Raw genomic sequence first — 24,745 nt, 5'->3', positions numbered from 1 at the left:
CTTCGAGATCACGGCGCCGCCAAGCCCTGTCGCGCTCGCCTGACCCGCTCACAGCGAGTCACCGCAAGGGGTTGACAACTCCATTGGGAATCCTTCCGCTCGTTCTGGTGAGCCACGACCGGTGGAGTGGGCTCCGCGGACTCCTTGATGCCGAAGCGCGCGTGCAGGCGGCGCAGCGGCTCGGGAGCCCACCACATCGCACGCCCGCCGAGCCTCATCGCCGCCGGCAGCAGGGCGCCGCGGATGATCGTCGCGTCCATCAGAACGGCCAGGGGCAGTCCGACGCCGTAGGCCTTGACGTAGGTGACGTCGGAGACGAGGAAGGCCAGGAAGATGATCGAGATCAGGACCGCGGCAGCAGTGACCATGCGCCCGACGCGCTCGAGTCCCATCGCCACCGCGGCGGTGCCGGAGCCGGTGCGCTCGTACTCCTCCCTGATCCGGGCGAGCATGAACACCTGGTAGTCCATGGCGAGTCCGAAGGCCAGGGCGAAGAGCATCACCGGAACCATCGAGGTGATGGTCCCGGTGACGGTGAAGTCACCGAACAGCGAGGAGAGGTGACCGTCCTGGAAGATCCACACCAGGGCACCGAAGGTGGCGGTGAGGCTCAGCCCGCTGAGGAGCAGCGCGAGGAAGGGCAACAGCACGCTCCCCGTGAGCAGGAACAGCAGGATCACCATGGCGATGCCGATCGCGCCCAGCGCGTAGGGCAGTCGGTCGGTGAGTGACTGGGTGGTGTCCTCGTTGACCGCGGCGGTGCCGCCGACCAGGGTCTCGAACGGCGCCTGGAGAGCACGTACTTCGTGCACCAGTTCAGTGCTGTCGTCCAGCTCGCCCGTGCAGGGGACGACCGAGAAGTAGGTGCCGTCGCCGATCGTGAACCGGTCGTGCTGCGGCGTCGCGGGCGACATCTGCTTGCCCTCGGAGTAGCTGCCCGTCGAGGTGTCCACCCGGCCGGCGTGGGGGAGGCTGGAGAGCTGAGCGGCGTACGACTCGATGGCGGCCTTGTCCCCCGGGGTCGTCTCCACGACGACCTGGAGGGCGTTGGCCTCGGCGGAGCCGAAGCCTTCCCGGATCGACGTGGCGACCTGCCGGGACTGGGAGTCCTTCGGCATGCTGCGTTCGTCGGCCATGCCCAGCTTCATACCGAGCACCGGGGAGCCCAGGAAGAGCAGGATGACCGTCGCCGCCGTCGCCACCGGAACCGGGCGGCGCATCACGAAGACCGCAAGACGGTGCCAGAACCCGTTCTCGCCCTCGCTGCCCGCAGCCGGTTCGGGCCGGCGCTTGCGCAGCACGCGGCCCTTCTCGATGCGGTGGCCGAGTACGACGAAGAGCGCGGGCAGCACGGTGACCGCGGCGACCGCCGACATCAGCGCGGTGATGATTCCGCCGTACGCCAGTGACTTCAGCGCCTGAAGCGGGAACAAGAGCAGGCCGGCCAGGACCACTGCCACCGTGATGGCGGAGAACGACACGGTGCGCCCGGCGGTCTCCATGGTGGTCCGCAGGGCCTCTTCCGGGGACTTGTCCGCGCGCAGTTCCTCGCGGTAGCGGTTGACCATCAGCAGGCAGTAGTCGATGGCGAGACCCAGCCCCAGCAGAGTCACCACGCTCATGGCGAAGACCGAAAGATCGGTCACGCTCGCCACGACCCACATGATCCCCATGCCGACCAGCATCGAGAAGAACGCCACGATGAGGGGCAGTGAGGCCGACACGATGCTGCCGAAGATGAGGACCAGGATCACCAGGGTCACCGGGAAGGCGATCATCTCCCCCTTGGTGGCGTCGTCCTGGCTCTGCTTGGCCGTCTCCTTCTGGAACATGGCGTACCCGCCCGCGACGACGTCCAGGCCGTCGCGGTTGCCCTCGTACTTCGGCAGCAGTTCGTCAACCCTCTTCCAGACCGCGGTCTCGTCGCCCGCGACGGTCGCCACGACCAAGGCCTTCTGTCCGTCCTTGCTCCGCATCTGGGGGGAGCGGTCGGAGGACCAGTAAGAGGCGACGCTCTTCACGCCAGGCTCCGCGGCCAGCTTCCTGTCCAGCTCCGTGCCCGCCTGGACGGCCGCGCTGTCATCCACGCCCTGGGGGGTGGTGACCAGGAACACCAGGTTGGGCGGCCCTTCTCCGGCGCGATCCAGGATCGCTGCCGCCTGCCCCGACTCCGCCCCGGGGTCGTTGAGCCCTCCGGCGGTCAATTTGTCGAACAGCGTGGAGCTCAACGCTCCGCCGACGACGGCAAGCAGCGCCGCGGCCACGAGCATCAGCCTGCTCCGTCGCCAGATGAACCCTGCCAGTCTTCCCAACATGCCTGACCATCTCCTCATATCGTGTGATCGTCCGGCCCTGCCTGGGGCGGGACACACTTAGGAGACAGAGGCCCCGCAGGCTGTGACATCGAGGCCGCGAATGAGACGCGGGTCACACTCGCCGCCCGGGGCCGGTCCTATCCCCGAGGTGTGGTCGCATCTGTGCCGAGAATCGATTGAGATGATGAAACCCCGCGATGAACAGCACTGATTCGACTTCAGCGGCCCTGGAGCGCAACCCTCTCAGAGCTCTCGACGACCCCGCGACCGCCACATTCGACGCACATCGGGATCTGCTCTTCAGCCTCGTCTACAACATGCTGGGAACGGTCGCGGACACCGAGGACGTACTGCAGGACACGTGGCTGTCCTGGGCATCAGTCAGTCGGGGCGACATCGTCAACCCGCGCGCCTACTTGGTGCGGATCGCGGTCAACCGCGCATTGCGCAGCCTGCGCGAGTCACAGGCAAGGCGAGAGAAGTACGTGGGGACCTGGCTCCCCGAGCCGGTCGTCACGGAAGGGCAGACGGAGGACAGCGCCCTACGGGGGGAGTCGGTGTCGCTGGCCATGATGGTGGTCCTGGAGACGCTGTCGCCGCTGGAGCGCGCGGTCTTCGTGCTGCGGGAGGCCTTCGGCTACGACTACATCGAGATCGCCACCATCCTCGACCGTACGGGCGACGCCGTACGACAGCTCGCCCACCGCGCCCGCAAGCGCGTCCAAGGGCGCCGGCCCCGGTACCGGTTCGAATCCAAGGTCGTACGGGACGCCACCGAGCGGTTCATGGATGCGGCCCTGGGTGCCGACGTCGGAACGCTGATGGAGATCCTCGCCCCGGACGTGCAGCTGTGGAGCGACGGCGGAGGCAAGCTGCGCACAGCCCTGCGCGTCATCGTGGGCCGTGACAAGTTCGTACGCCTCGCCGCTGCCACGGGTCCCCGCCTGCCGGCCGGTCTGACCCACCAGTACCTGGAAGTGAACGGCGCCCCGGCCGTCCTGCTGTCCGGACAGAACCGGCCGTGGGGGGTCGTCGCTCTCGAGCTCCGACCGTCGGACGGACGTGTGCAGACCATCTACAACGTCATCAATCCCGATAAATTGGACTCCATCATCCTGCCGACGCAGCCGGATGGGCCGTAGACGCCTCCCATGCGCTGTCACCACCCCAAGAGTCAACAAGTTCAGAAAAATAGGCAGGTAGTGGCCTCGACCCTTGCGATCGCCAGTCGGCCCTTTGAGTCTTGCAAGGAGCGCAGGGGGGCTGCACGGATCACAAGCAACTGCATGGAACGCCGCTCCCCCGCACACACGGGGGCTGAGCCGCGACACGCCTGATGGGCGTGGCGCAGGGTTTGGCTATGCCCCGCACTCGAATACTCCCGGTGACCGGGGGTACTTCCTGGGGGGAATCAATGCAGACGGTGTTCACTACGACCCAGTTACTCCATTCCGTCGGAAATCTCCCGACCCTGCAACGGGGAAGGATTCCGCTTCTTACCGAGAACCGCAGCTTCGGCCGCGAGGCCGAGCTGGCGGCCGTCGCCAAGACACTGACCGACGAGAGCGTGCGGCTGCTCACCCTGACCGGCCCCGCCGGAGTCGGCAAGAGCAGACTGGCCCGTGAGGCGGCGGCCCTCGTGGCACCTGCCTTCAGCGAGGGCGTGGTCGTCGTGGACCTGTCGGACATCGGCAGCAGCGCGGAGGCATGGAGCCGGATCTCCCGGATGCTGGGCGGGGAAGCGGTCGGGACACCCGAGGCGCTGGTCGCGGCCGTCGCCTTCCAGGAGGTGCTGCCCGTCCTGGACGGTTGCGACCTCCTCATCTCCCAGATGGGCCCCACCTGAGAGCCTTGCGAAGTACCGTTTTCCCAGGTCAGCATGGGTGCAGTTGCTGTACCACCAGCAGACGAAGAACTTGCTGGTGTCGTACTCGCCGAAGAAGCTGGGATTCTTCTAGAGGCCCGAAAGAAGGCGCCTGAACTGGGCTTTCACCCGTCATACGCCTTCAGCTCGACCCACTCGGAGCAGGGCCCGGATGACGTTGCAACTCCCAGTCCCTCCCACCGCTGTCCCGCTTCTGACCAGCGCTTCCGGACCAGTCACGGACCAAAACCCTGCGGCACGGCTGGTGATCGGCAACGACGGTGAGGCGCCGGTGGATCCGATGTGGAGCCCTGGGGCGACGTCCACCGGAGCTTGCCGAAAGAGACGTGCGTCGTGGTCACTCATTCCTCTGCGGGAGAAGGTTCTTGGCCCGGGACGCAGCTTGGGGACGAGCGGTTTCAAGTTCTGCTCACCACCGCGGCCGACTGGTCCCCCAGGCCGGTCTCCGCCCCCTGCTGCCGGCCGGCACCGGGTTCGCGGCCGGCTTCTTCGCACAGGCCGCGAACCACCGCGTCCAACTCGGCAGCGACCCGCCGTACCGGGGGCCGCCGGACCCCCTGAGCCGGGGGCGGGCGCCCGTCAGACGGGCTGGGTGGCGAAGACGAAGAGGCCCTCGCTGCTGCGGACGACGGCGTACCCGTTCGCCGTGAACTGCGGTATCTCCTCGATCCCGGAGGTCAGCAGCTTCTTGTCGCGGGCGTCGAGCGCGGCTCCTCCCGTGCCGTCCACGTACGCGTAGAGCACGCCATTGCCCGGGAGGGCTTTCGGCGTGATGTCCACCTCGTCCTCGGCCTGGCGCCACAGCTCCTTGCCGGTCTCGGTGTTCCAGGCGACCGCTCCCCCGCCGTACTGCACCACGGCGGTCTTGCCGTCCGGGGAGATGGCGCGGCCGTCGTCGTCGATGGTGACGGTGATGCCGATGGCCGGGCCCTCGGAGAGCCGGCGGCCGCTCTTGAGGTCGATCAGCGTCATGACCGCCTCGGAGTCCCCGTACAGGGACCATTCGAGGAGGCCCTTGTCACCCTGGAACGGCATCAGCCGCGCGCTGGTCGCCTTGTCCGAGGTGACCAGCTTGGCGATGGCGGCCGGCGGGGCGAGGTCCTTGGTGTTCCACACCTCCTTGCCCGTGCGGATGTCCGTGGCGATCAGCCACTCGGCGGAGGGCTGGAAGGAGATGTCCCCATGCGAGGAGTAGCCGAGACCGGAGCCGACCACCTCCTTGAGATCGGTGCCCGAGGCCTCGGTGGTCAGGGTCTCCCCGTCACCGATCGGGATGTACTCGTCGCCGCCGGAGCTGGTGTCCACGAGGTAACCGTGCCGGAGCGGCGTGGACATGTGGGTGTCCCCGTCGAAGGAGGAGCTCCCCAGCTTCTCGCCGGACGGCGCGTACATGGTCAGCTCGGACTTGATGGACGCCTTCTTCAGGCCGTCCGCCGGGGTTTCGACGCGCTGGCGGACCAGCAGGGCCGGCGAACCGTCCGTCCACTCGCCCACCTGCACGACGGCATTCGTCGGGGTGGACGTGGACCCCTGGATCTCCGGATCCGGCAACTCGAACTTCTTGCGCTCCTGGCCACTCTTGGCGTCGAGGAGCCGGGCGGTGTACATGCGCTTGTCCGCCTCCCCGCTGTAGCCGGTGACGATGACGGCGTCCCCGACCGTGCAGACGTCGCTCTGCGACGTTTCCTTCTCGGACGCCTTGCTCGCGCAGCTCCCCGCCTCACCGTTCGTCAGGCTCCAGGCCGGCTGCGCGGCCAGCCCGGCCATCGGCTTGCCCTGGTATACCGGGCCCTTCGGCACCGCGGGCGCGGACTCCGCGACCTTCCCCGTCTCCCCGCCGCCGGCCTTGGCATCGGGGTCCGCCCCTCCGGAGCACCCGGTCACGAGGCCTGCGGACAGCACCAGACCGAGCGCCACCGTCGTACGTATGCGATTCAACTTCCTTGCCCCGTCTTCCCTCTTGAGTGATCACGTGCAACGGGCCACCTTACTTCGATCACGACCCGCCCCTGCCCGGGGTGCCTGCGCGCCCGCATGCCGACCACGGGCGCGGTGGCCGGTTCCGGCGTGGATGCGGCGCGGGGGCTGCCTCAGGTTCAGCGTCTGTCGGTGAACGGATGGCCCCGGGATGGTGAGCCGACCAGCTGCGCAGCGTGCCGGCCGATGACGTCCTGGCCGGAGGACACCGACCGGTGGGCCGGCACTCGGACACGGTCCGCGGCAGCAGGCCGGACACCGGCGAGTGCCACTCGGTCCGGAACGCGCAGCCGCCCGGGGTAGCGGCGGCGACGTTCGGGAGCAGGCGGCAGAAGCGGGGCCACCCGCTCCCCCAGGTCGTCAGGAACAAGATCAGCAGGCACCCCGGAATCCCCGCTGCGACCGTCTCGCTCCTCGCCGGCACGGTGCGGGATGCCGACCGGCCTGTCCCAAGGACGCAGGCGGCCGGGCGGATCGCGACCAGTAGGTCGCGGTCGCCTGCGAACATCCCGGACAGGTCCCGGGCAGGAGCGGCGCCGCTGCCGGGGCGGCACGGGGTCCACGGCTCGGCCTTCCGCCGTCCGGCCACGGTGCGACGGCGTTCCATGGTGCGGGCTGTCACTCAACGCCGTGCTGACGTACGAGGAAGCCGGTCGGCTGGTGGACGGTTGCCGCGCCGCAGTCAGTGCCGTGGCGGCTACCGCCGGCTGAAGGCGGCCGGCAAATGAGCCTGCGGCGATCGCTCGGCGTGACGCACCCGCGCGCGGTTCGTTCGTTGCCGGAACGGGCCCGTGCACGACCGCCGTGGGGGACGTCGCGCACGGGCCTTTCCGGGCCGCGCGGAGTGCGTCAGTAGGCGAAGCCGGACTTACCCGTGACCGTCGCCGACACGTGGGTGATTCCGCTGCCGGACGGCAAGGCGGTGGTCGTCGACGCGGGAGTGTTCGTGCTGCCGTCGCCGAGCTGACCGATGGCGTTGGCGCCCCAGCCGGCCACGCTGCCGTCGGCGGTCAGGGCGAGGGTGTGGAGGGCGCCCGCCGCCACAGCCACGATGTCCTGGAGACCAGCCACGCGCCTGGGGGTGTTCCGGTCGGCTGTGGAGCCGTCGCCGAGCTGACCGCTCCCGTTCCTTCCCCAGGTCCAGACCGTGCCGTCCTCGCGCAGGGCGACCGCGTGGTGGAAGTCGCGATGTCCTTGACCTTGTTCAGGCTCTGGACGGAGCCGCGGTGCCGCCCGGCGCCACACCGCAGCGCGAGGTCGTCCTGCACCCGGCCTCCAACGGTTCCTGACCCCTTTCCCTCCAGGAGCAGCGCGGTGGTCATCGACCAGGACCAGCGGGTCCTCCACATCCGGCACAAGGCGACCGGCCTGTTGCTCGCCCCCGGCGGGCACGTCGAAGCCACCGACACCACACTGCTCGCCGCGGCCCTGCGGGAGGTCGAGGAGGAAGCCGGGATCCCGGCCTCCGCCCTCGTCCTGACACCCGAGCGCCGGGACGGGCCGATCGACATCGACATGCACGCCGTCGAAGCCCGCCCCGTGAAGCGCGAACCGGCCCACCGGGACTACGACTTCCACTTCGCCTTCCACCTCGCCGACGACGCGCCCGAGCTCCGCCTGCAAGCCGAGGAGGTCACGGACGCGGTCTGGCTGCCCTTCGACGAGGTCTCCTCCCCGACGCTGCGGGCCAAGCTCACCGCCTCCGGTCTCGACGGCGCGATCGTGCAAGGCGAACGTCTCGGCGATCATCCACGACGGTAAGGGCCGGTACCTGCTGCATCTGAGGGACGCCAACAAACCGTGGATCTGGGAACCGGGATGCTGGTCATTCCTCGGCGGCGGCCGTGAGCCGCAGGACCGCACCCTGCTCGACACGGTCCGCCGCGAGCTGTACGACGAGGCTTGCCTCACCGTCGCCGACCTTCAACCGTACGCCGTCGAGCACGTCACCGGCACCGACGGCACGCGCGTGCCGATCCAGCTCTTCACCGGCCGCTGGAACGGCGACCCGACCCAACTTCGGCTGACCGAGGGCGTGATGCTCGCCTGGGTGCGGCCCGAGAAGTTCCCGTACATGACGATGCTGCCGTCGCGTAGGAGGAGACCTCGAAGGCGCCGGTCCCCATCTCGGTCGCCTGCCGCGAACCCGGCTCGACCGTGGCTTCGTGGATCGTGTCGAGACGCTCGGACCGCCGGCGAGATGCTGCGTGAGGTTTCCGCCGCAGGCAAGGTTGAGCACCCGCATCCCGCGGCACACCGCCAACGCCGGATGCCGAGGGCGCTCGCGGCCTTGGCCATCTCGAGGTCGAGCTCGTCCGGCTCATCGTGATCCGGCTCGGTACCGGGGCGCGGATCCTGGCCGTAGCGGGCGGGATTGACATCGGAGCCGCCCGGCAGCAACACGCCTGCGGCAGGTCGGACTGCCGGTGCCTTGCCCCAGCGTGCATCACGAGCGGCTCGCCTCCGACCGCGAAGGCGGCCTCGCACATGGCCTCGGTCGCGATGGTGCCGCTGAACCTCGGACCAGCCACGGACGCGGCGCAGCGGCCGACCACGGCAACAGGGGGCGCGTGCACATTCCTTCGCCTCTCCGCCGAGGGGATACTCCAGCGCCGTAAATCCACTCGGCCCATGCCGCGGCCGTCCGGCCGTCGCCGGTGATCCGGCCGAGGGCGCCGTCCAGTGCCGTCAGAACCTCGGGGCGGTACTTGGCGACACCGATACCCCAACGGTTGCCGGTGCGTACGGTGAAGGCAAGCTCACAGTCCGGGTGGTCCCCCGGAGGCACGAAAACGGCGACGTCGTCCACGGGAGCGTCGACCTGACCGGCCCGGAGATCATTCAGCATGTCGCCGAACACGTCGTCGGTGTCGCAGCCGTAGGACATGGCGAGGGCGCCGTCGAACGTCTCTGTCAGGGTACGGCGAGCGCGGATGCGTCTCACGCGGCACCGCCGCCGCAGTCGTCGCCGTCCGGCTCCGCTCGTGGCCGGAGGGCGCTAGCCCACCCACCGCCGCAACAGTTCCTCACGCTGCGCCCCGCGAGGAGACCCTCCCTCCCAAGCGCGGCCCCACTCCGACATCGCCGCAAGCGTGGTGGCCATCGTCGCGGCGCCGTCGGTGAAGCGGGACAGGAGTGTTCGGGAGAGGTCGGCCTCTGCCGGGGAGTAACCAACGGCCGCAGCCGCGTAGCACGTCAATTCGTGCTCTCCGTCGCGGGTTTCCACGCGTACCGTCATCATCGCCGGGATGCCGCCCGCCGGGCCCGGGCCCCCGGGCATAGCCAGGTTCACCACCGTGTCAAGAGCCAGCTCCGTGACCGCGCCGATCTGCCGCTTCAGGGATTTCACGGGGACGTCGACCATCGTCAGGGCTTGTACGTCCTCCCACAGGTAGAGGCGGGACTGTCCCTCGCCGAGGGCCAGCACGCCTTCAGGGGTCAGGCGTATCCCCGGAGCCTGACCGGACGGCTTCGCACCCACGTACACGTCGCTCTCAGCGATCCAGAAAACGCCCACCATGGCCATGGGTTGCTCACTTCTCCCGACGACGGCGCCGTCGTCGTGTCACACATCAATGATCAGGTCGCCCACCGCAACGCGCGAAGGGCCCGGGAAGTTCCCACTTACCGGGCCCCACACGTGGCCCTCACCCGGCGACCGCGCTGTTACCCGCCATGCCTGTCAACGGTCCGCGGCCGGACCGGTGCACAGACGAAAGGCCGATTCCGGCCCGTGCTCCGGCAAGCGATCTCCGACCTGGTACAGGTCTACTGGCTGGACCGGGTGTCCCTGGCGAGCGGTGTCGTCCTTGTCGCCGACTGCGAGCTGCGAAACGGGGCCATCACCGTCAGAGCTGGTAGTTCCGTACGGTCAGTCGGTCGCGAGCACCGGGGCCGATCGTGACGGCGAAGCCGTGCCGTGCCGCGATCCGGCCGGTGCGTACGGCAGAAAGGGAGCCGTGGCGTTCGAGGGTGAGCAGAGGGCGCCCGACGGTGTCGCTGCCGGGGACGTGGTGGAACGAGAGCACGGTGGTGGACATCGGTGTGTGCTCGGGGTGGACGGCCAGGGCTGCCGCCTCGTCGCCGTGTTCCAGAACGTACAGCCGCCCGTCGGCGATCGGGCCCGCGAAGTCGGCCCTGATGCCCACGGCCTGCCAGTGGGCGGGCTCGGCGTCGGATCCGGTGGTGTGCCGGGAGCGGTTGATGGAGGTGATGAACAGGTACGGGGAGCCTGCCGAACGGTGGGCGGCGGCGAGGAAGACGTTGGAGGGGCAGCGGTGGCCGGGGGCGATGACCTGCACCGTGCGGGCTCCGTCCTGTACGGCGGTCAGGTGGGCGGGCATGTGATCGGCGGCCGGCCCGCGCAGGCCGAACGGGCCCAGCGCGAACAGCTCCTCCATCAGCGACCGGATCCGGGCCTCCGGTATCTCGGCGGGCAGGCGCGCGAGGTCGAAGACCTCCACGATCCGCTCCGGGACGGCGGTCACGCTGCCGACCTGCCCCGCCGGTCGGCCCTTGAGCCGGTTGACCGCGGCCACCACGTCCGGCTCGGGCCGAGCGGTGAGGGCGTAGAAGTTCCCGAATCCGTGGGCGACCGCCACACCCTGGCCGAGTGCTTCGGCGGCGGCGCCCACCGCCACCGGATCGTTCAGCACGGGTCGTCCCGGCCCATCCATGAAGCCACGCCCTCTTTCTCGCCAACGTCCGTGCCACTGCCCGCATGCGGGGCGGGTGCCGGCTTCGGGGTTCAACGGCGTTTGCGCCTGTCAGGGCACGGAACAAACCTGCGCGGCTGCCCCGCGCCCGCGTCTGACGACACCGCGACGTCACCTGCGCCGGAGGGGTGTGTCCGGGTACCTCTTGCCCAGGGCCGTGAGGAGCTCGCCGTCCCGCTCCGGCAGACCGGGGGGCAGGACGAACGCGCCGCCGTGTTCGGGAGGTACGCAGCCCACGACCAGGTGACGGCTGACGACCCGCTGGTGGCGTCCCGCGGCGATCCGGGTCCCGGTGAGCGGATCGCGGTCGGGTGCGGCGACGGAGCCGCGGGCGGACAGCTGGTCCAGGTCGGGGAGGTGATGCCAGAGCTGCTGGGCCTGGTGGCTCTGGACGGATCCGGCGAGGTTGGCTTCCAGGCCGCGGTGGTGCGCGTAGTCGGTGAAGAAGCGCAGTTCCTCGAGGCCGAGCAGGCCGACGCGGGGCAGGCCGTGGCGGGAGAGGTCGGCGGCGTTGGTGTCGACCAGCTCGCTGTCCGCGGTGGATACGAGGGACACCCGGGCGGCCTTCAGCAGGATGCTCGTGTCCAGCATGATCCCATGGGCGCCTGCCGCGGCAGCCGTGTCGACCATGCGGACGACGGCTTCGCGGTCGGTGCGGCGCGCGGTGGTCCAGCCGTGATCGCCGTGCCGGAAGAGGTCGTTGAGCACGACGCGGGTGGTGCGTACGCCGTCGGGCAGGGCGCCGGCCTTGACCAGCACGTCCGGACCGGGGTGGTCGCCGGACGCGAACAGGGGCTGCCCGGCCTCGGTGGCCAGGGCGTCGGCGTGGTCGGCGAGGTCGAAGGCGTCGGAGTCGTCGGGGACGTCGGAGGCGTCGGGCAGTGCGGGGTGGTACTCGCCGAGGGCGAGGAGTTCGCGACGTACCGGTTCCAGGCTCCTGCGCGCCTCCCACAGGTCGAGGTCCTGGGCGAAGAACACCGCCATGACCCGCGTGGTCGTGTACGAGCCGGACTCGCGCAGGGTGGCGACGATCTCCTGCAACACCTCGCGTGTCTCGTCCGGGCGCATCCCGTCCAGGCCCACCTTGACGATGTTCGTGTCGCTGACGTGCGTACCCATCGCCATGGCCACGCCGCACGCCGCCTGGGCGGACTTGCCGGCCGTCTCGTAGCGGGACTTCCGAAGGGCCTGCCCGTCGGAAGTCCGGCGGTACAGCAGTTGGTCCTCGCCGATGTTGGTGCTCAGCCGGACCGGCAGCGGCCGGTGGCAGGATGCCACGGCGTCGGCGACCGCCCTGATGTGCCGGGGTTTGATGGTGCCCAGGGCGCTGCGCGGGTCCTCGCTGTCGATGATGCGCGCGCCCCCCGCCACCGCCTCGCGAGCCTCCCGCGCGTCGAACACGCTCACCAGCAGGCGCCGGTCGGGGCGCACGTCCCCTAAGTCGTTGATCGTCATGCCCCGAGGCTGTCAGACCACGGGTTCTTCCGGGATCACTCGAATCGGGTGGGTCCGACGTACGCCCGCCTACTCGGATTTCTCTGGGGGTGACCGTGTGGCGCCACTGCCGTGTCGCCAAGAGGGATCGCCGCGCCAAGCACCAGAAGTTCGGTGTCAACGTGCGGAGTCCTGTGCGCGGGTGTCTGCGACTGACTGCACGGGGGCGGCAGCCATCAGCAGTGCGGCGAGCGCGAGGGAAGCGGCCGTCTGGTACCCGATCCACACCTCACCCCCGGCGCTGCCGCCCCGCCATGCCACCAGGAGACCGGCGAGCGCCGTCAGCACCCATCCGCTGTCATAGGCGACCATGAGCCGTATGTAGGTACGGATCGGGCGGCTGCGCACGTACCTGATCTCGATCCCGCCGCCGATCAGCAGGGCGACGCCGGAGACGACCATCAGCCAGGCGGCCACGCCCAGCAGATCGCCGAACCGGGCTGCGCCGATGATGCAGGCGGCACCGAGCAACATCTTGAAGACACCGTCGGCGACGATCCCCGCCAACCGGCGCGTCGCTGACGGAGTAACAACTTGGGTCTGCGTCATGAGCGTTCCTCCCCTGGGGTCCGTCCCACTACCGTAATCTGGTTACTGTAATAATGGAATTATGAGAATGACGAGAGCGGAGACCAAGGAACGCAACCGCCGGGCCTTGCTGGATGCCGCCTTCCAGGTTGTCTCCCGGGACGGGTACCGCGCCAAGCTCGACGAGATCGCCGAGCGGGCCGGCCTGACGACCGGCGCCGTCTACTCACTGTTCGGCAGCAAGGGCGGCCTGGTGGCCGCCCTGGTCACCGACCACCTGCGGCCGCACTACGAGGAGATCGAGCGGGCGATGCCCGCCGAGATGGACCTTCTGGAAGCGGTCGAAGCCTTTGCCCGGTACTACCGGCGCAGCTCTGACGCCCCTGACGCACTGTCCGCCCTGTCACTGCAGATCACCCTGCTGGACATGGCGCTGCACGACAGCGAGCTCGGTTCTCAGCTCGCGACGTCCGTTCGGGCGCAGGAGAGCCGGCTGATCGCGCTGTTCACCGGCAGATCGCACAACGGGAACATCGTGACGTCGCATCAGGCGCAGCGTCTGGTGACCGCGCTCAGGGCACTGTTCGTCGGTCTCACGCAGGGTGTCCTCCTCGGCCTCGCCGAAGGTGCCGACGAGCAGTACTTCGCCGACACCGCCTGCGCCCTGGCATCCAGCGCGACCCTCCTCGATCAGGACGCGGACGCCGCGGTGAAGCTCGCGCGGCCGGGGCCTGATGGTGTCGTGGAGTGACACGTCAGATCCCGGGCGGCCAGGGCGCGCCGTAGCGTACGCGCGACCATCTCCGGACCGGGAGGCCGAGAGGCGGTGATGAGACGGCGGGTTGCCGCGTGGCTGTCGGCGTACCGGGAGTGCGGCGGGAAGGCGGCGAGCGCACCGGAGACGATGAGGGTGTCGATGAAGCCCGGTTCGACGAGGCAGCCGTGGCGACCGCCCACATCGTGGCCCGTCGGCTCGGCGTCACCGCGCCGAAGGGCACACTCGGCCACGCCCTCGGCGCGGCGGGAGCGATCGAAGCGGCACTGACCGTCCTCACGCTCCAGCACGGACTGGTTCCGCCGACCGCCAACATCCAGGCAACGGCACCGGAATTCGACATCGACTGCGTCACGAAGCAGCCCCGCCGCCAGCAGGTACGCGCTGCCCTCAGCCACTCCTTCGGGTTCGGCGGCCACAATGTCGTCGTCACTCTGACCAGGCCCGGCTGACGCGGCCACCAGCAGGCCGCCGACGCATCGAAGCCGCTGCCGCGCCGCGCTGGAAGCCTGGGCCGGCCGGGGCGCTCACCGGGCCGGCGGTGTCCGGCCGGCGGTCCGGTCCGGTCCGGAGTCGAAACGGACCGCCGGCGAGCCCGCCGCGCTGTGCCGGTCGGCCCACGCTTCCAGCGCGGCGCGACAGGCGTGGTCGAGGTGGTGGACCCCGGAGAGGTCGAGGACGACCCGGCGGTCCCGGGGCAGGACCTCGAGGCTGTCGAGTATCTGCGGCAGCCTCAGGAAGGTGACCGTCCCCAGCAGGCGCACCCGTACCGCGCCACGTCCGTCGTCGCTGCGTTCGACCCGCAGGTGCGAGGCCTCCCATGCGGCCTTCGCCACGGACAGGACGAGGCCGATCACCACCCCTTCGAGCATGCCGACCCCGACGATCGCCACCGCTGTCACGACGAGGATGAGCGCCTCGCCGCGGTGGGCGCGCCAGAGGGTCACCACGCCCCTGAACGGAATCAGTTTCCAGCCGGCGTGTACGAGGACCCCGGCGAGGGCCGCGAGGGGGACGTACGCGAGGACGCCGGGCAGCAGAGCCGCGAAGAGCAGCAACCACACCCCGTGGAGCACCCTGGACGCCTTCGTCCGGGCGCCCGCCTCGACGTTGGCCGAGCTGCGCACGATGACCGCGGTCAGCGGGAGGGCGCCGAGCAGCCCGCACAGGGCGTTGCCGGTTCCCTGGGCGACGAGCTCCTTGTCGTAGTCCGTACGCGGACCGGAGTGCAGCCGGTCGACGGCCGCCGCGCTGAACAGCGACTCGGCGGAGGGGATCAGGGCGAAGGCGAGAATCGTCCCGAGCAGGACCGGGTCGGCGAGGGAGGCGACGGCGTCGGCACCGGGCAGGCGGACGGCTTCCAGCACACCGCTTACCCGCACGGTCTCCACCGGCAGGTCGCACAGCGCGGTCACCAGGGCGGCCAGCAGTACCGCCACCAGCGCGCCGGGGACCGCCCGCGCCCGGCGGGGCAGCCGGCGCCAGGCCACGATGAGGAGGACGGTGCCGGCGGCGACGGCGAGGGAGACGAGGGCCGCGCCGCTGCCGATGCCCTCGGCCAGGGCACCCGGCAGGCCGGTGAGTTTGGCGAACCCTGAGTCGGGAACCGAAGCGCCCGTCGCGGCGTAGAGCTGGCCGGCGATGATGACGAGGCCGATACCGGCGAGCATCCCCTCGACGACGGAGAGGGAGATGGCGCGGAACCAACGCCCCCACCCGAGAGCGCCCATGACGACCTGGAGGAGACCGGCGAGCAGCACGATCACCCCGAGGACGGGCAGGCCGAAGACCCGGACCGTTTCGAGGACGAGCACGGTGAGACCGGCGGCGGGTCCTGAGACCTGGAGGCTGCTGCCGCGCATCACGCCGGTGACGAGACCGCCGACGATGCCGGTGATCAGGCCGAGTTCGGCGGGCACGCCGGAGGCGAGGGCCACGCCGATGCAGAGCGGGAGCGCGACGAGGAAGACGACGAGCGAGGCGGCGAAGTCCTGCCGGAGGTGGGAAGGGCGAAACGGCATACGGATCCCCCCTCACCAGGTCTCGAAGGTGACGGTCCGCGGGCTGTGTTCGCCGCCCGCCGTGCGCGGCTCGAAGAGCTGACCGGTTCGGACTCCGGTGACGCGGGCGGGTACGCCCCCGGAGTCGGGGCGGGTGAGGAACAGAACGGCCGGGAACCGGTGGCCCGGGGTGAGCGGGTCGGACTCCTCAGGGCGATTTCCGGGCCGGCGGGCGTTGTCGACGAGGGGCTGCATGAATGATTCCTCCTGGCGCGCTGTGGGGGCGCGTCGGACTGACAGGTCGGCGTGGGGACGTACCGCCTGTCAGCACAGGAACACCTGGAGCGCGGAGGAATCGAGGGCGACGGGTCTTTGCCGGGTGTCCGGGCTCCCCGGTCGCCCGGCCGGAGGGTACGTGGGCGGCGCCGTGCGGACGGCAACCGCCGGCGGGCCGGGGGGACCGGCCGGAGCGGTGGCGGCACGGCGCCGGTCGCGGTGGAGGGCGGAGCCTCTCGGGGTGTCGAGTTCGCCTTCCTCGGGCTGGCCGATCTCGTACGCCGCGGTGGCCCCGAGCTGCTGGACGCGGAGTTGCTGGGGCGCGGCCCCGGACCCGATCGGTGCCGACGGGGTACATGCGCCGCAAACGAGGGCGAAGGCGAGGAGGAGGACGAACACCGGGAGAGCGCGCGTCACCGCGGACGCATGGACGGTCGGCATCGTGAGCACTGCCTCCCTCCGGTCACGCCGCCATCGGAATTCACCAAAGCGAGTTCAAGAGCGGGTCAATGGAGAGTAATACGCGCCTGTGAACATCCCCCCTCAACACTCGTGCCGTCCGAAGGGTTTTCTCATGGGATCAGCCGGAAGTCGACGCGAACGGCCGCGTCGGCCGTCACACGTTCTTCATGCCGTGTGCATGGTCCTGGTGCTGTTCCCCCACCCATGATCGTCAGAACGCCCGCATCCGCATCCGCATCCGCATCCGAGGAGCAGTCCCCCATGTCCAGCCGCCGCACCTTCCTCGCCGGTTCGACCGCCACCCTCGGTCTGGCCACCCTCACCGCCACCACCGCGGGCCCGGCGCAGGCGACGTCCTCCGCGGCGGGCCCGGACGCCGTGGAGGGCTCGTCGAGCACCCGGCCGCCGAACTTCGTCGTCGTCCTCGCCGACGACCTCGGCTACGGCGAGCTCGGCGCCTACGGCCAGAAGTTGATCAGCACCGCCCGCCTGGACCGGCTCGCCGCCGAGGGACTCCGCTTCACCGACGCCTACTCCACCGCGGCCGTCTGCGCCCCGTCCCGCTGCTCCCTGCTGACCGGCCTGCACACCGGCCACTCCACGGTCCGCGCCAACCCCTCCTCCGGCGGCCAGGGTTCACTCACCGCCGACGACACCACCTTCGCCGAGGTGCTCCGGGCCCGCGGCTACCGCACCGCGCTGATCGGCAAATGGGGTTTCGGACCGGAGGCCGCCGGCCAGGAAAGCCACCCGGCCGCCCGCGGCTTCGAGGAGTTCTACGGCTACATCGACCACAGCCACGCCCACCAGTACTACCCCACGTACCTCTGGCACAACGACGCCAAGGAGCCCATCCCCGCCAACGCCGGCGGCACGAAGGCCGTGTACGCCCCGGACCTCCTGGAGCAACGCGCCCTGGAGTTCATCGGCGCCCACGCCTCCGAACCGTTCCTCCTGCTGCTCACCCCGAACGTCCCGCACGCCCCCAGCGACATCCCCGACTCCAGCGCCTACGCCGACCGGAGCTGGACGGCCGCGAACAAGGGGCACGCGGCCCAGGTCACCTACTTCGACTCGCTCGTCGGCAAGGTGGTCGACCGGCTCCGGGACCTCGGCCTGGAGCAGGACACCATCGTCCTCGTCACCAGCGACAACGGTCCCCACGAGGAGGGCGGCGTCAACCCCGACCTGTTCGACGCGAACGGCCCGCTGCGCGGCTACAAGCGCAACCTCTACGAAGGCGGCGTACGCGTCCCCCTCATCGCCTGGGGCCCCGGCCGGGTCCGGCAGGGCACGAGCGACCGCCCCACCCCGCTGACCGACGTGCTCCCCACCCTGGCCGAGCTCGGCGGCGCCCCCTCCCCCACCGATGTGGACGGGCTGTCCGCCGCTCCCCTGCTCGCGGGCAGCGCCCACTCGGCGCGCCACGGGCACCTGTACTGGTTCCGGGACGAGTGGGGCGTGACCAGCCGGGCCAACGCCCAGGACGACAAGCGCGCCACCTGGCTGGCCGAGGCGGTCCGCCGGGACAACTGGAAGGCCGTGCGCTTCGCCCCCGAGCGGGACCACGACCTCCCCGACGACAAGTGGCAGGTGGAGCTGTACGACCTGGCCACCGACCTCGGCGAGACCCGCGACGTCGCCGACAAACACCCGGCCAGGGCCACGGAACTGGTGGCGCTGATGCGCTCCTCCTGGAAGGACAGCCGTCCGCGCGTCCCGTTCGGCACCCGCCTGACGCTGCCCGGCCTCGCCGTCCCCGGCAGGGCGTTCACCGTGACCGCCACTCTGGACAACGGTTCCGCCCGCCCCTGGACCTCGGCCGCACTCGCCCTGCGCGCCCCCGACGGCTGGACCGTGACCGCCACCTCCCCGGTTGCCACGGACCAGCTCGCCCCCCGGCGGCCGGCTCACTGCCTCCTGGCGGGTCACCCCGCCCGCGAACGCCGCCCCCGCGACCACGTGGGCGCTCACTGCGGAGGGCAGCGCCCTCACCCCGGCAGGTCGGGTCCGCTATCCGGCGACGGGCACGGTCCCGACCCCGCCCCCTGCCCCCACCCGCAGCTCCTACCTCTCGGACCTCACCTGGATCAGCGCCACCAACGGCTGGGGGCCGGTGGAGCGCGACAGCTCCAACGGCAAGAACGCGGCCGGCGACGGCCCGCTGATCTCCTTCGGCGGCACGACGTACCCCAAGGGCCTGGGCGTCCACGCTCCCAGCGACCTCGCCTACCACCTCGGCGGTGCCGCCGTCCGGTTCACCTCCCTGGTCGGCATCGACGACTTCTCCGCCCGGCAGAGCGCCGTCGGCGCCACCCGCGCCAAGGTCTACGGCGACGACCGCCTGTTGCTGACGACCCCCACGCTCACGGCGGCCACCGGCCCCGTCCAGGTCGACCTGGACGTACGCGGAGTCCGCGTCCTGCGGCTGGTCGTCGAGGACGCCAACAACCGCACGTCCTTCGACCACACGTCCTGGGCCCTGGCCCACGTCACCGTGGGCTGACGTTCCGCGCCGACATGCGAGAGGCCGTTTCGGAGCAATCCGAAACGGCCTCTCGCAGAGCGGGCCGAAGGTGCTATGCGGCGTCGGCGGCCACCCGGAACCCGATGTTGCCGGTCGAACTGTCGGGTGTGTTGGAGCTGCGGGCGGCCACCCGGCAGCGGTTGCAGTAGGAGTCGTGGCACAGGTACGAGCCGCCGCGCATCGCCCGTGAGGTCTCCTCGCCGGGGGTGAACCGGTCCGCGCACCACTCCCAGACGTTGCCGACCGTGTTGTAGAGCCCGAAGCCGTTGGGGCGGAAGGACTTCACGGGAGCGGTGCCCACGTGTCCGTCGGCGGCGGTGTTGCGGGTGGGGAAATCGCCCTGCCAGATGTTGCACATGTGGCGGCCGTCGGGCGTGAGCTCGTCGCCCCACGGGTAGCGGCGCTGCTCCAGGCCGCCGCGGGCGGCGTACTCCCACTCGGCCTCGGTGGGCAGGCGGGTACCGGACCAGGCGCAGTAGGCCAGGGCGTCGTGCCAGGACACGTGGACGACGGGGTGGTTCTGGCGGTCGGTGACGTGTGAGCCCGGCCCTTCGGGGTGGCGCCAGCCGGCTCCTTCCACCGCCCGCCACCAGGGGACGGCTTCCACGGGCGGCGAGACGTCGGCGACCGGGTCGGCGAGGAAGGCCCCGAAGGTGAAGGAGAAGCCGAAGCGCTCCGCCTCGGTGATGTGGCCGGTGGATTTGACGAAGGTGGCGAACTGCGCGTTGGTCACGCTCGTGGCCGCGATACGGAAGGGCTCTACAGCCACCTCGCGGACCGGCCCCTCGGCGTCCGCGGGGAAGCCCTCCGGGTCGTCGGTGCCCATGAGGAAGCGGCCGCCGGGCAGGGCGAGCAGCTGCCGGGCCACCCGGGAGGGCGGCGCCGTGACGGACTGCTCCGTGAGGGTGAGCGTGGGGGCGTGGGCGTTGCCGGGGGTGCAGCATCCGGGCATGGCGGCTCCTTGAGGGCGGCTGGTGGCCGGGCACCGGTCCTTGAGGACGGGTACCCGGCCGGCGGTTCTGTGGTGCGGGTCAGCCCGTGCGGTCAGCGTGTGCGGTCAGCCCGTGCGGTCGGCTGCGAGCTGGGCGGCCAGGGCGGGGATGCCGAGGGCCAGTTCCTGGGCCGGGGTGGCCTGGTACAGCTTGTTGGTCAGCTGGTGCGGGTCGTTCGTCAGGTCGTAGTACTCGCGGAACTTCACCTGGCCGGTGCCGGACACCGTGCCGTTCCCGTCGGTCGTCAGGTCGTAGTACTCCGTGTACTGCTTGTCCTTGGCCACGTACGAGGCCCAGGTCGGTGCCCCGCCGGTGCCGGTGCCCTGCTTCCACCACTCCACCAGCAGGTGGTCACGGCTGTGGGAGGAGAGCAGGGACCTGCCGTCCTGCGCGGCGCTCGGGGTGATGCCCGCCGCGTCGAGGATGGTCGGCGCGATGTCGATGTTCGCGACGATGCGGTTGTCCACGGTCCCCGCGCCACGGCCGCCGGCCGGCCAGGAGAGGTAGAACGGCACTTCGTGGGCCTGCCGGTAGGGCACCGACTTGGCGGTCCAGCCGTGGTCGCCCCAACTGAAGCCGTTGTCGGCGATATAGATCACCAGGGTGTTGTCCAGCTGGCCCAGGGCCTGGAGCTTGTCCTTGAAGGCCTGCACCGCGTCGTCGACGGAGAGCAGCGTGCGCAGCTGCTCGGCGCGGATCTGCCGGGCGTCGGCGACGGTACCGGTGGCGTTCTTGATGTAGCCCGGCTTGTCGCTGCGGTCATCCTCGGGGACGGAGGGCCGGCCGTTCCACGCGGGGACGGTGGTGTCGGCGTACTTCGCCTCGGGGGTGCGCGGGCCGTGGGAGGCGTACGGGGTGACGTACGCGAACCAGGGCCGGGTGTCGGTGGCGGCCTTGTCGAGGAAGTTCAGCGTGCGGTTCTTGATGATGGTGGTGGTGTAGCCGTTGATCGTCTGGACGTTGCCGTTGACGTTCCACTGGGCGTCGACGAATCCGGGCTGGAGAAGGGCGAAGTCCTCGAAGTGCGGCGGGTTCTCCGCCAGGGTCCAGGAGTTGAGGTACTTGCCGAACAGACTGGTGCGGTAGCCCGCCTGCTTGAGGTACCTCTGCACGGTGGTGCTCTGGTCGAGCGAGTACGAGGCCTTGTTGTTGCGCACACCGTGGTTGTGGGCGTGCCGGCCGGAGAACACGCTGGCGCGCGAGGGGGAGCACAGCGGCGTGGTGACGTGGCCGTTGGTGAACCGCACACCCTGGTCGGCGAGCCAGCCGACGGTCTTGGACAGGGCCCATTCGGTGTGCTTGGGCTGGTCGTCGGTGACGATCAGCAGGATGTTCGGGCGGCCGGCGGCAGCGGCGGGGCCGGCCCCGGCGACCTGTGCGAGGCCGGGTACGGCCGTGGCCGCGGCCACGGCGGCGGCTCCGCCGAGGAAGCCGCGGCGGGTCACCGGGGTTCGTCTGTTCTCGCTCATGTTGTCCGTTCCTCCCGGGTGCGTCGGCGTACGGGGGCACGGCAGACGAGCGGCTCCGGGCCGTCGGCTGCGATGCGGGAAGAGGGAGAGCGGCGGGCACCGGGCGAGGGCACCGGGTGGGGATCCCGCGGGGAAGAAGGGCGCGTTCAGCGCGCCGGGGCGACCATACACAGGGCGCTTGCCGCGCGCCCGTGGTCGACGTGACGGCGCGCAGTGAGGATTCCTGCTGCCATGGCCACGACAGTAGGCGAACCGGAACCTCGGTTCCATGTACGGCAGATGAAATGGGGGCCCGACGTGATGTCCCATGGCGACCGCGCCGTCGAGCGTGCCGCGGGCTCCGCGGTCGGCTGCCCGTCACGCCGTCGCATGGATGGGCCGGCAGGCCCCCGTCGCCGGCTCGGGGCGGCGGGGTCAGCCCCGCAGCGTCTCCAGCGCGGTGTCCAAGGGCTCCCGCCCTCGCTGGTTGAACGGCAGTTTGCCGAGTACGACCGCCATGCCGCAGGTGTTGGTGAGGGCGGAGAACACCAGACCGGCCGCGATCCCGGCGGACAGCAGCTGGAACGCCGGATGGACGAACAGGCCCAGGAGCAGGCCCAGCAGCACGATGCCGCCGGCGGTGAAGCGGACCTGGCGCTCCATGGCCCACACGGCCCGCGGCCGGCCGTCCGGGTACTGAAGCCCGTGACCCTCGGCAGCCCAGGCCGTGGTGCCGCCGGTCAGACTCGACGCGGGGATGCCGTGGGAGGCCAGGGTCCCGGCGGCGGCGTCCGAGCGGGCGCCCGAGGCGCACACCAGGAGAAGCGGCCCCCGCCCGGCGGCCTGCCGGAGTTCGCGATGACCAGCAGAGTGCGGGCGGCGGCGGGGCCCGTCAGGCGGCAGCGGTGCGGGACTTCGCCCCGGTGGTGGGCGCTCTGGCCGGCGCGCAGGGTCAGCGGTTCCTCGCCCTCGACCTCGAGGACGATCTCGCCCTCCAGGACGTAGAGGAAGTCCTCGCCGGGGTGCTCGAACCAGCCGCGCTCGCCCCGGCCGGGCTCGAAGTGGTGCTCGTAAGCCTCCATCAGCGAGCTGCGCCCGCCGGGGATGAGTACCTGGGCGATCTGCCCCGCGGCCTCGTTCACGCGGATCACCTGCGGGTCGCTCTCGTGGCTGACCGCGCCCGGTCGCGCGGGCGGCCGGAGGAAGGTGCCCGGGGTGACGTCCAGCGCTTCCGCGATCCGGTAGATCGAGCTGAGGCTGGGGGTGGCGAGTCCGCGTTCGAGCTGGCTGAGGAAGGGCTGGGAGAGGCCTGAGCGTGTGGCGAGGACGGCCATGGAGACCCCGCGCTGTGTGCGGCAGCTCCGGATCACCCGTCCGACCTCGATCGCCTCGGGCGTGGGTTCGGGTCGAGACACGCAGGTGAACGTACCCCATCACCGATCAGGGGTCGGAGGCCCCGGTGAGGTTTCGCACTGCTGCAACAACTCCTTCATAAGCGTGGTCAATTATTGACCTCACTTATCGACGACCGAGGAATCGAACGAGGAGCCGCCCCGTGCACGCCACCCCCGCACCGCCCGGCCGGGCCCTCAGCCGGCTCGGCCCGGCCCTGGGCGCGGCAGGTGCCGTGCTCGCTCTCTGGTACCTGCTCGCCTTGTCCGGCGCGGTGGCTCCAGGGCTCCTGCCCACGCCCGCCGGGACCCTGGCCGCCCTCGCGGACAGTGCCCGCAGCGGCATCCTGGCGGCTGATCTCGGCGCCAGCCTCGCCCGCGCCGGGCAGGGTTTCGCGCTGGGCGCCCTCGTCGGCAGCGCGCTGGGCTTCGCCACCGGCTATCTGCCGAAGCTGTCGGCCGCCGTCACCCCGGTGATCTCCTTCCTGCGCCCGATCCCGGCCATCGCGCTGGTTCCGCTCGCAACCGCCTGGTTCGGCATCGGGGAGACCGCCAAGCGCCTGCTCATCGCGTACGCCGTACTGCTGGCCGTCTGGCTGTACGTACACGACGGGGTGTCCCGGGTACCGGTGTCCCACCTGCGGGCGGCCCGGTCGCTGGGTGCTTCGCTGCACCGGCGGTTCACCGAGGTGCTGCTGCCCGCCGCCGCGCCCGCGCTGCTCGCGGCGCTGCGGTACGGGGCTTCGGTGGCGCTGCTCGCCCTGGTGGCGGCGGAACTGGGCGGCGCGGACAGCGGTCTGGCGTACCGGCTCCAGGTGGACGGCCAGTTCCTGCGCGTGGACCGGATGTTCGCGGGGCTGCTCGTGCTCGGGCTGCTCGGCGTGGCCGTCGACCTCGTCCTGGCCGCGATCGGCCGCCGGTTCGTGCACTGGAGCGCCTCATGAGCCTGGAGGTACGGCTGGAGGGGCTGTCGGTCCACTACGGGGCCGCCCCGGTTCTGGAGCGCACCGATCTGGCGTTCCCGGCGGGCTCGTTCACGGCGCTGCTGGGGCCCCAGCGGGTGCGGCAAGTCCACGGTTCTCAACATGGTGGCGGGGTTCGTACGGCCCACCGCCGGGCGGGTGACGGCGGGTTCCGCGCCGGTGCGCGGGCCGGGCCCGGAGCGGGGTGTGGTCTTCCAGCACTACGCGCTCTTCCCCTGGCGCACCGCCCGCGGCAACGTCGAATTCGCCCTCAAGCGGCTCGGCCTGCCGCGTCCGGAGCGCCGTCGGCGAGCGCTCACGGCGCTGGCCGAGGTGGGGCTCGCGGACGGGGCCGAGAAGTACCCGGCGCAGCTGTCCGGCGGTATGCAGCAACGCGTGGCGCTGGCCCGCGCACTGGCCGCCGAACCCGAAGTGCTGCTGATGGACGAGCCGTTCGGAGCGCTGGACGCACTGACCCGGACCCGGATGCAGACGCTGCTGCGGGAGCTGTGGCAGCGCCGCGGCACCACCGTCGTGTTCGTCACGCACGACATCGACGAGGCGCTGGCCCTGGCCGAGCGGGTCGTCGTCCTCGGCGGGACTCCCGGGCGGGTACTGGCCGACCACGCCGTGCCGGACGGACCTCCCGACCCGGACCTGCGCTCACTGATCGCACGTCACCTCGGCTCCGGCTGAAGGCGTTCGACTCTCTCCCTGCTCTGTCTCCGTCCCTCTCCCCTGCTCTGCCTCCCTCCCTTGCCCCGTCTCCGACCCTGCCCTGTCTCCCTCCCTTGCCCCGTCTCCGACCCTGCTCTGCCTCCCTCCCTTGCCCCGTCTCCGACCCTGCCCTGTCTCCCTCCCTTGCCCCGTCTCCGACCCTGCCCTGTCTCCCTCCCCGTCCCCGAAAGGATTCCCAATGGAGTTGTCAACCCCTTGCGGTGACTCGCTGTGAGCGGGTCAGGCGAGCGCGACAGGGCTTGGCGGCGCCGTGATCTCGA

18 protein-coding genes and 8 pseudogenes are annotated in these 24,745 nt (G+C 70.8%); 10 read left to right on the top strand and 16 right to left on the bottom strand.

Features of this window, described 5'->3' with window-relative positions:
- Positions 1-8: 8 nt before the first annotated feature.
- The gene (locus tag ABT342_RS35360) at positions 9-2,315 is read right to left on the bottom strand and encodes an MMPL family transporter (protein WP_351582779.1); all 2,307 of its coding nucleotides are present in this window, start codon (positions 2,313-2,315) and stop codon (positions 9-11) included.
- A 197-nt stretch (positions 2,316-2,512) separates the two neighbouring features.
- Between ABT342_RS35360 and sigJ the strand changes: the two genes are divergently transcribed.
- Both sigJ and ABT342_RS35350 read left to right on the top strand, forming a co-directional pair.
- The gene (gene sigJ / locus ABT342_RS35355; protein WP_351582777.1) at positions 2,513-3,457 is read left to right on the top strand and encodes an RNA polymerase sigma factor SigJ; all 945 of its coding nucleotides are present in this window, start codon (positions 2,513-2,515) and stop codon (positions 3,455-3,457) included.
- Between the two features lie 281 nt (positions 3,458-3,738).
- Positions 3,739-4,161: an AAA family ATPase gene (locus ABT342_RS35350; protein ID WP_351582776.1), complete on the top strand. Its 423-nt coding sequence runs from the start codon at positions 3,739-3,741 to the stop codon at positions 4,159-4,161.
- 618 nt (positions 4,162-4,779) lie between these two features.
- On the opposite strand, the gene ABT342_RS35345 is transcribed toward ABT342_RS35350, so the two are convergent.
- The 3 genes and pseudogenes from ABT342_RS35345 to ABT342_RS35330 form a co-directional block, all read right to left on the bottom strand.
- Positions 4,780-6,138 (bottom strand): outer membrane protein assembly factor BamB family protein, encoded by a 1,359-nt coding sequence (locus ABT342_RS35345; RefSeq protein ID WP_351582775.1) that lies wholly within the window; start codon positions 6,136-6,138, stop codon positions 4,780-4,782.
- An 888-nt stretch (positions 6,139-7,026) separates the two neighbouring features.
- On the bottom strand, positions 7,027-7,248 hold the full coding sequence (locus ABT342_RS35335) for a hypothetical protein (protein WP_351582787.1): 222 nt from the start codon (positions 7,246-7,248) through the stop codon (positions 7,027-7,029).
- Positions 7,249-7,422, bottom strand: a pseudogene (locus ABT342_RS35330) (RCC1 domain-containing protein); the annotation flags it as partial.
- Between the two features lie 69 nt (positions 7,423-7,491).
- On the opposite strand from ABT342_RS35330, the gene ABT342_RS35325 reads away from it, so the two are divergent.
- Together ABT342_RS35325 and ABT342_RS35320 are read left to right on the top strand one after the other, a co-directional pair.
- The gene (locus ABT342_RS35325; RefSeq protein ID WP_351582773.1) at positions 7,492-7,938 is read left to right on the top strand and encodes an NUDIX hydrolase; all 447 of its coding nucleotides are present in this window, start codon (positions 7,492-7,494) and stop codon (positions 7,936-7,938) included.
- Positions 7,922-8,191, top strand: a pseudogene (locus tag ABT342_RS35320) (NUDIX domain-containing protein); the annotation flags it as partial. The gene ABT342_RS35325 and the pseudogene ABT342_RS35320, both read left to right, overlap by 17 nt.
- A 174-nt stretch (positions 8,192-8,365) precedes the next feature.
- Here the strand turns inward: ABT342_RS35320 and ABT342_RS38345 are convergent.
- The 6 genes and pseudogenes from ABT342_RS38345 to ABT342_RS35295 all read right to left on the bottom strand — a co-directional run.
- Positions 8,366-8,440, bottom strand: a pseudogene (locus tag ABT342_RS38345) (gamma-glutamyl-gamma-aminobutyrate hydrolase family protein); the annotation flags it as partial.
- Between the two features lie 26 nt (positions 8,441-8,466).
- Positions 8,467-8,580: pseudogene (locus ABT342_RS35315) on the bottom strand (gamma-glutamyl-gamma-aminobutyrate hydrolase family protein); the annotation flags it as partial.
- A 595-nt stretch (positions 8,581-9,175) separates the two neighbouring features.
- The gene (locus ABT342_RS35310) at positions 9,176-9,703 is read right to left on the bottom strand and encodes a hypothetical protein (protein WP_351582771.1); all 528 of its coding nucleotides are present in this window, start codon (positions 9,701-9,703) and stop codon (positions 9,176-9,178) included.
- Between the two features lie 322 nt (positions 9,704-10,025).
- Complete coding sequence (locus ABT342_RS35305) at positions 10,026-10,832, bottom strand: hypothetical protein (RefSeq protein ID WP_351582770.1); 807 nt, start codon at positions 10,830-10,832, stop codon at positions 10,026-10,028.
- Between the two features lie 171 nt (positions 10,833-11,003).
- The gene (locus ABT342_RS35300; protein WP_351582768.1) at positions 11,004-12,347 is read right to left on the bottom strand and encodes a (5-formylfuran-3-yl)methyl phosphate synthase; all 1,344 of its coding nucleotides are present in this window, start codon (positions 12,345-12,347) and stop codon (positions 11,004-11,006) included.
- A gap of 156 nt (positions 12,348-12,503) precedes the next feature.
- A complete protein-coding gene (locus tag ABT342_RS35295) occupies positions 12,504-12,935 on the bottom strand; it encodes a hypothetical protein (protein ID WP_351582766.1) in 432 nt (143 codons plus the stop codon).
- Between the two features lie 67 nt (positions 12,936-13,002).
- Between ABT342_RS35295 and ABT342_RS35290 the strand changes: the two genes are divergently transcribed.
- Both ABT342_RS35290 and ABT342_RS35285 read left to right on the top strand, forming a co-directional pair.
- Positions 13,003-13,665 (top strand): TetR/AcrR family transcriptional regulator, encoded by a 663-nt coding sequence (locus ABT342_RS35290; RefSeq protein WP_351582785.1) that lies wholly within the window; start codon positions 13,003-13,005, stop codon positions 13,663-13,665.
- 218 nt (positions 13,666-13,883) lie between these two features.
- Positions 13,884-14,141: pseudogene (locus ABT342_RS35285) on the top strand (3-oxoacyl-ACP synthase); the annotation flags it as partial.
- Positions 14,142-14,216: 75 nt separating this feature from the next.
- Here ABT342_RS35285 and ABT342_RS35280 read toward each other — a convergent pair.
- Together ABT342_RS35280 and ABT342_RS35275 are read right to left on the bottom strand one after the other, a co-directional pair.
- Complete coding sequence (locus ABT342_RS35280) at positions 14,217-15,710, bottom strand: SulP family inorganic anion transporter (protein WP_351582765.1); 1,494 nt, start codon at positions 15,708-15,710, stop codon at positions 14,217-14,219.
- A 12-nt stretch (positions 15,711-15,722) separates the two neighbouring features.
- Positions 15,723-15,944, bottom strand: coding sequence for a hypothetical protein (locus ABT342_RS35275; RefSeq protein ID WP_502965670.1), 222 nt, complete (start codon positions 15,942-15,944; stop codon positions 15,723-15,725).
- Positions 15,945-16,391: 447 nt separating this feature from the next.
- On the opposite strand from ABT342_RS35275, the pseudogene ABT342_RS35270 reads away from it, so the two are divergent.
- Positions 16,392-18,266 (top strand): annotated as a pseudogene (locus tag ABT342_RS35270) (arylsulfatase); the annotation flags it as partial.
- Between the two features lie 277 nt (positions 18,267-18,543).
- Positions 18,544-18,933: an NPCBM/NEW2 domain-containing protein gene (locus ABT342_RS35265; protein ID WP_351582783.1), complete on the top strand. Its 390-nt coding sequence runs from the start codon at positions 18,544-18,546 to the stop codon at positions 18,931-18,933.
- Positions 18,934-19,006: 73 nt separating this feature from the next.
- On the opposite strand, the gene ABT342_RS35260 is transcribed toward ABT342_RS35265, so the two are convergent.
- The 4 genes and pseudogenes from ABT342_RS35260 to ABT342_RS35245 all read right to left on the bottom strand — a co-directional run.
- On the bottom strand, positions 19,007-19,906 hold the full coding sequence (locus tag ABT342_RS35260) for a formylglycine-generating enzyme family protein (RefSeq protein ID WP_351582764.1): 900 nt from the start codon (positions 19,904-19,906) through the stop codon (positions 19,007-19,009).
- 105 nt (positions 19,907-20,011) lie between these two features.
- A complete protein-coding gene (locus tag ABT342_RS35255; protein ID WP_351582762.1) occupies positions 20,012-21,415 on the bottom strand; it encodes a sulfatase family protein in 1,404 nt (467 codons plus the stop codon).
- Positions 21,416-21,829: 414 nt separating this feature from the next.
- Positions 21,830-22,429, bottom strand: coding sequence for a rhodanese-like domain-containing protein (locus ABT342_RS35250; protein WP_502965671.1), 600 nt, complete (start codon positions 22,427-22,429; stop codon positions 21,830-21,832).
- Positions 22,315-22,764 (bottom strand): annotated as a pseudogene (locus ABT342_RS35245) (helix-turn-helix domain-containing protein); the annotation flags it as partial. The gene ABT342_RS35250 and the pseudogene ABT342_RS35245, both read right to left, overlap by 115 nt.
- Positions 22,765-22,949: 185 nt before the next feature.
- Between ABT342_RS35245 and ABT342_RS35240 the strand changes: the two are divergent.
- A complete protein-coding gene (locus ABT342_RS35240; protein ID WP_351582760.1) occupies positions 22,950-23,729 on the top strand; it encodes an ABC transporter permease in 780 nt (259 codons plus the stop codon).
- Positions 23,726-24,443 (top strand): annotated as a pseudogene (locus ABT342_RS35235) (ABC transporter ATP-binding protein). Before ABT342_RS35240 ends, ABT342_RS35235 begins: the two are co-directional and overlap by 4 nt.
- The last annotated feature ends 302 nt before the right edge of the window (positions 24,444-24,745 follow it).

The organism is Streptomyces sp. NPDC000410, assembly GCF_040300305.1.
Classification (GTDB): Bacteria; Actinomycetota; Actinomycetes; order Streptomycetales; family Streptomycetaceae; genus Streptomyces.
Note: the sequence above shows the minus strand (reverse complement) of the source record. Positions and strands in the feature narration are given on the sequence as shown.

Coding starts and splice junctions, on each gene's coding strand:
- ABT342_RS35360 (WP_351582779.1), bottom strand. CDS start 2,315: ATGTTGGGAAGACTGGCAGGGTTCATCTGGCGACGGAGCAGGCTGATG.
- sigJ (WP_351582777.1), top strand. CDS start 2,513: ATGAACAGCACTGATTCGACTTCAGCGGCCCTGGAGCGCAACCCTCTC.
- ABT342_RS35310 (WP_351582771.1), bottom strand. CDS start 9,703: ATGGCCATGGTGGGCGTTTTCTGGATCGCTGAGAGCGACGTGTACGTG.
- ABT342_RS35300 (WP_351582768.1), bottom strand. CDS start 12,347: ATGACGATCAACGACTTAGGGGACGTGCGCCCCGACCGGCGCCTGCTG.
- ABT342_RS35295 (WP_351582766.1), bottom strand. CDS start 12,935: ATGACGCAGACCCAAGTTGTTACTCCGTCAGCGACGCGCCGGTTGGCG.
- ABT342_RS35290 (WP_351582785.1), top strand. CDS start 13,003: ATGACGAGAGCGGAGACCAAGGAACGCAACCGCCGGGCCTTGCTGGAT.
- ABT342_RS35280 (WP_351582765.1), bottom strand. CDS start 15,710: ATGCCGTTTCGCCCTTCCCACCTCCGGCAGGACTTCGCCGCCTCGCTC.
- ABT342_RS35275 (WP_502965670.1), bottom strand. CDS start 15,944: ATGCAGCCCCTCGTCGACAACGCCCGCCGGCCCGGAAATCGCCCTGAG.
- ABT342_RS35260 (WP_351582764.1), bottom strand. CDS start 19,906: ATGCCCGGATGCTGCACCCCCGGCAACGCCCACGCCCCCACGCTCACC.
- ABT342_RS35255 (WP_351582762.1), bottom strand. CDS start 21,415: ATGAGCGAGAACAGACGAACCCCGGTGACCCGCCGCGGCTTCCTCGGC.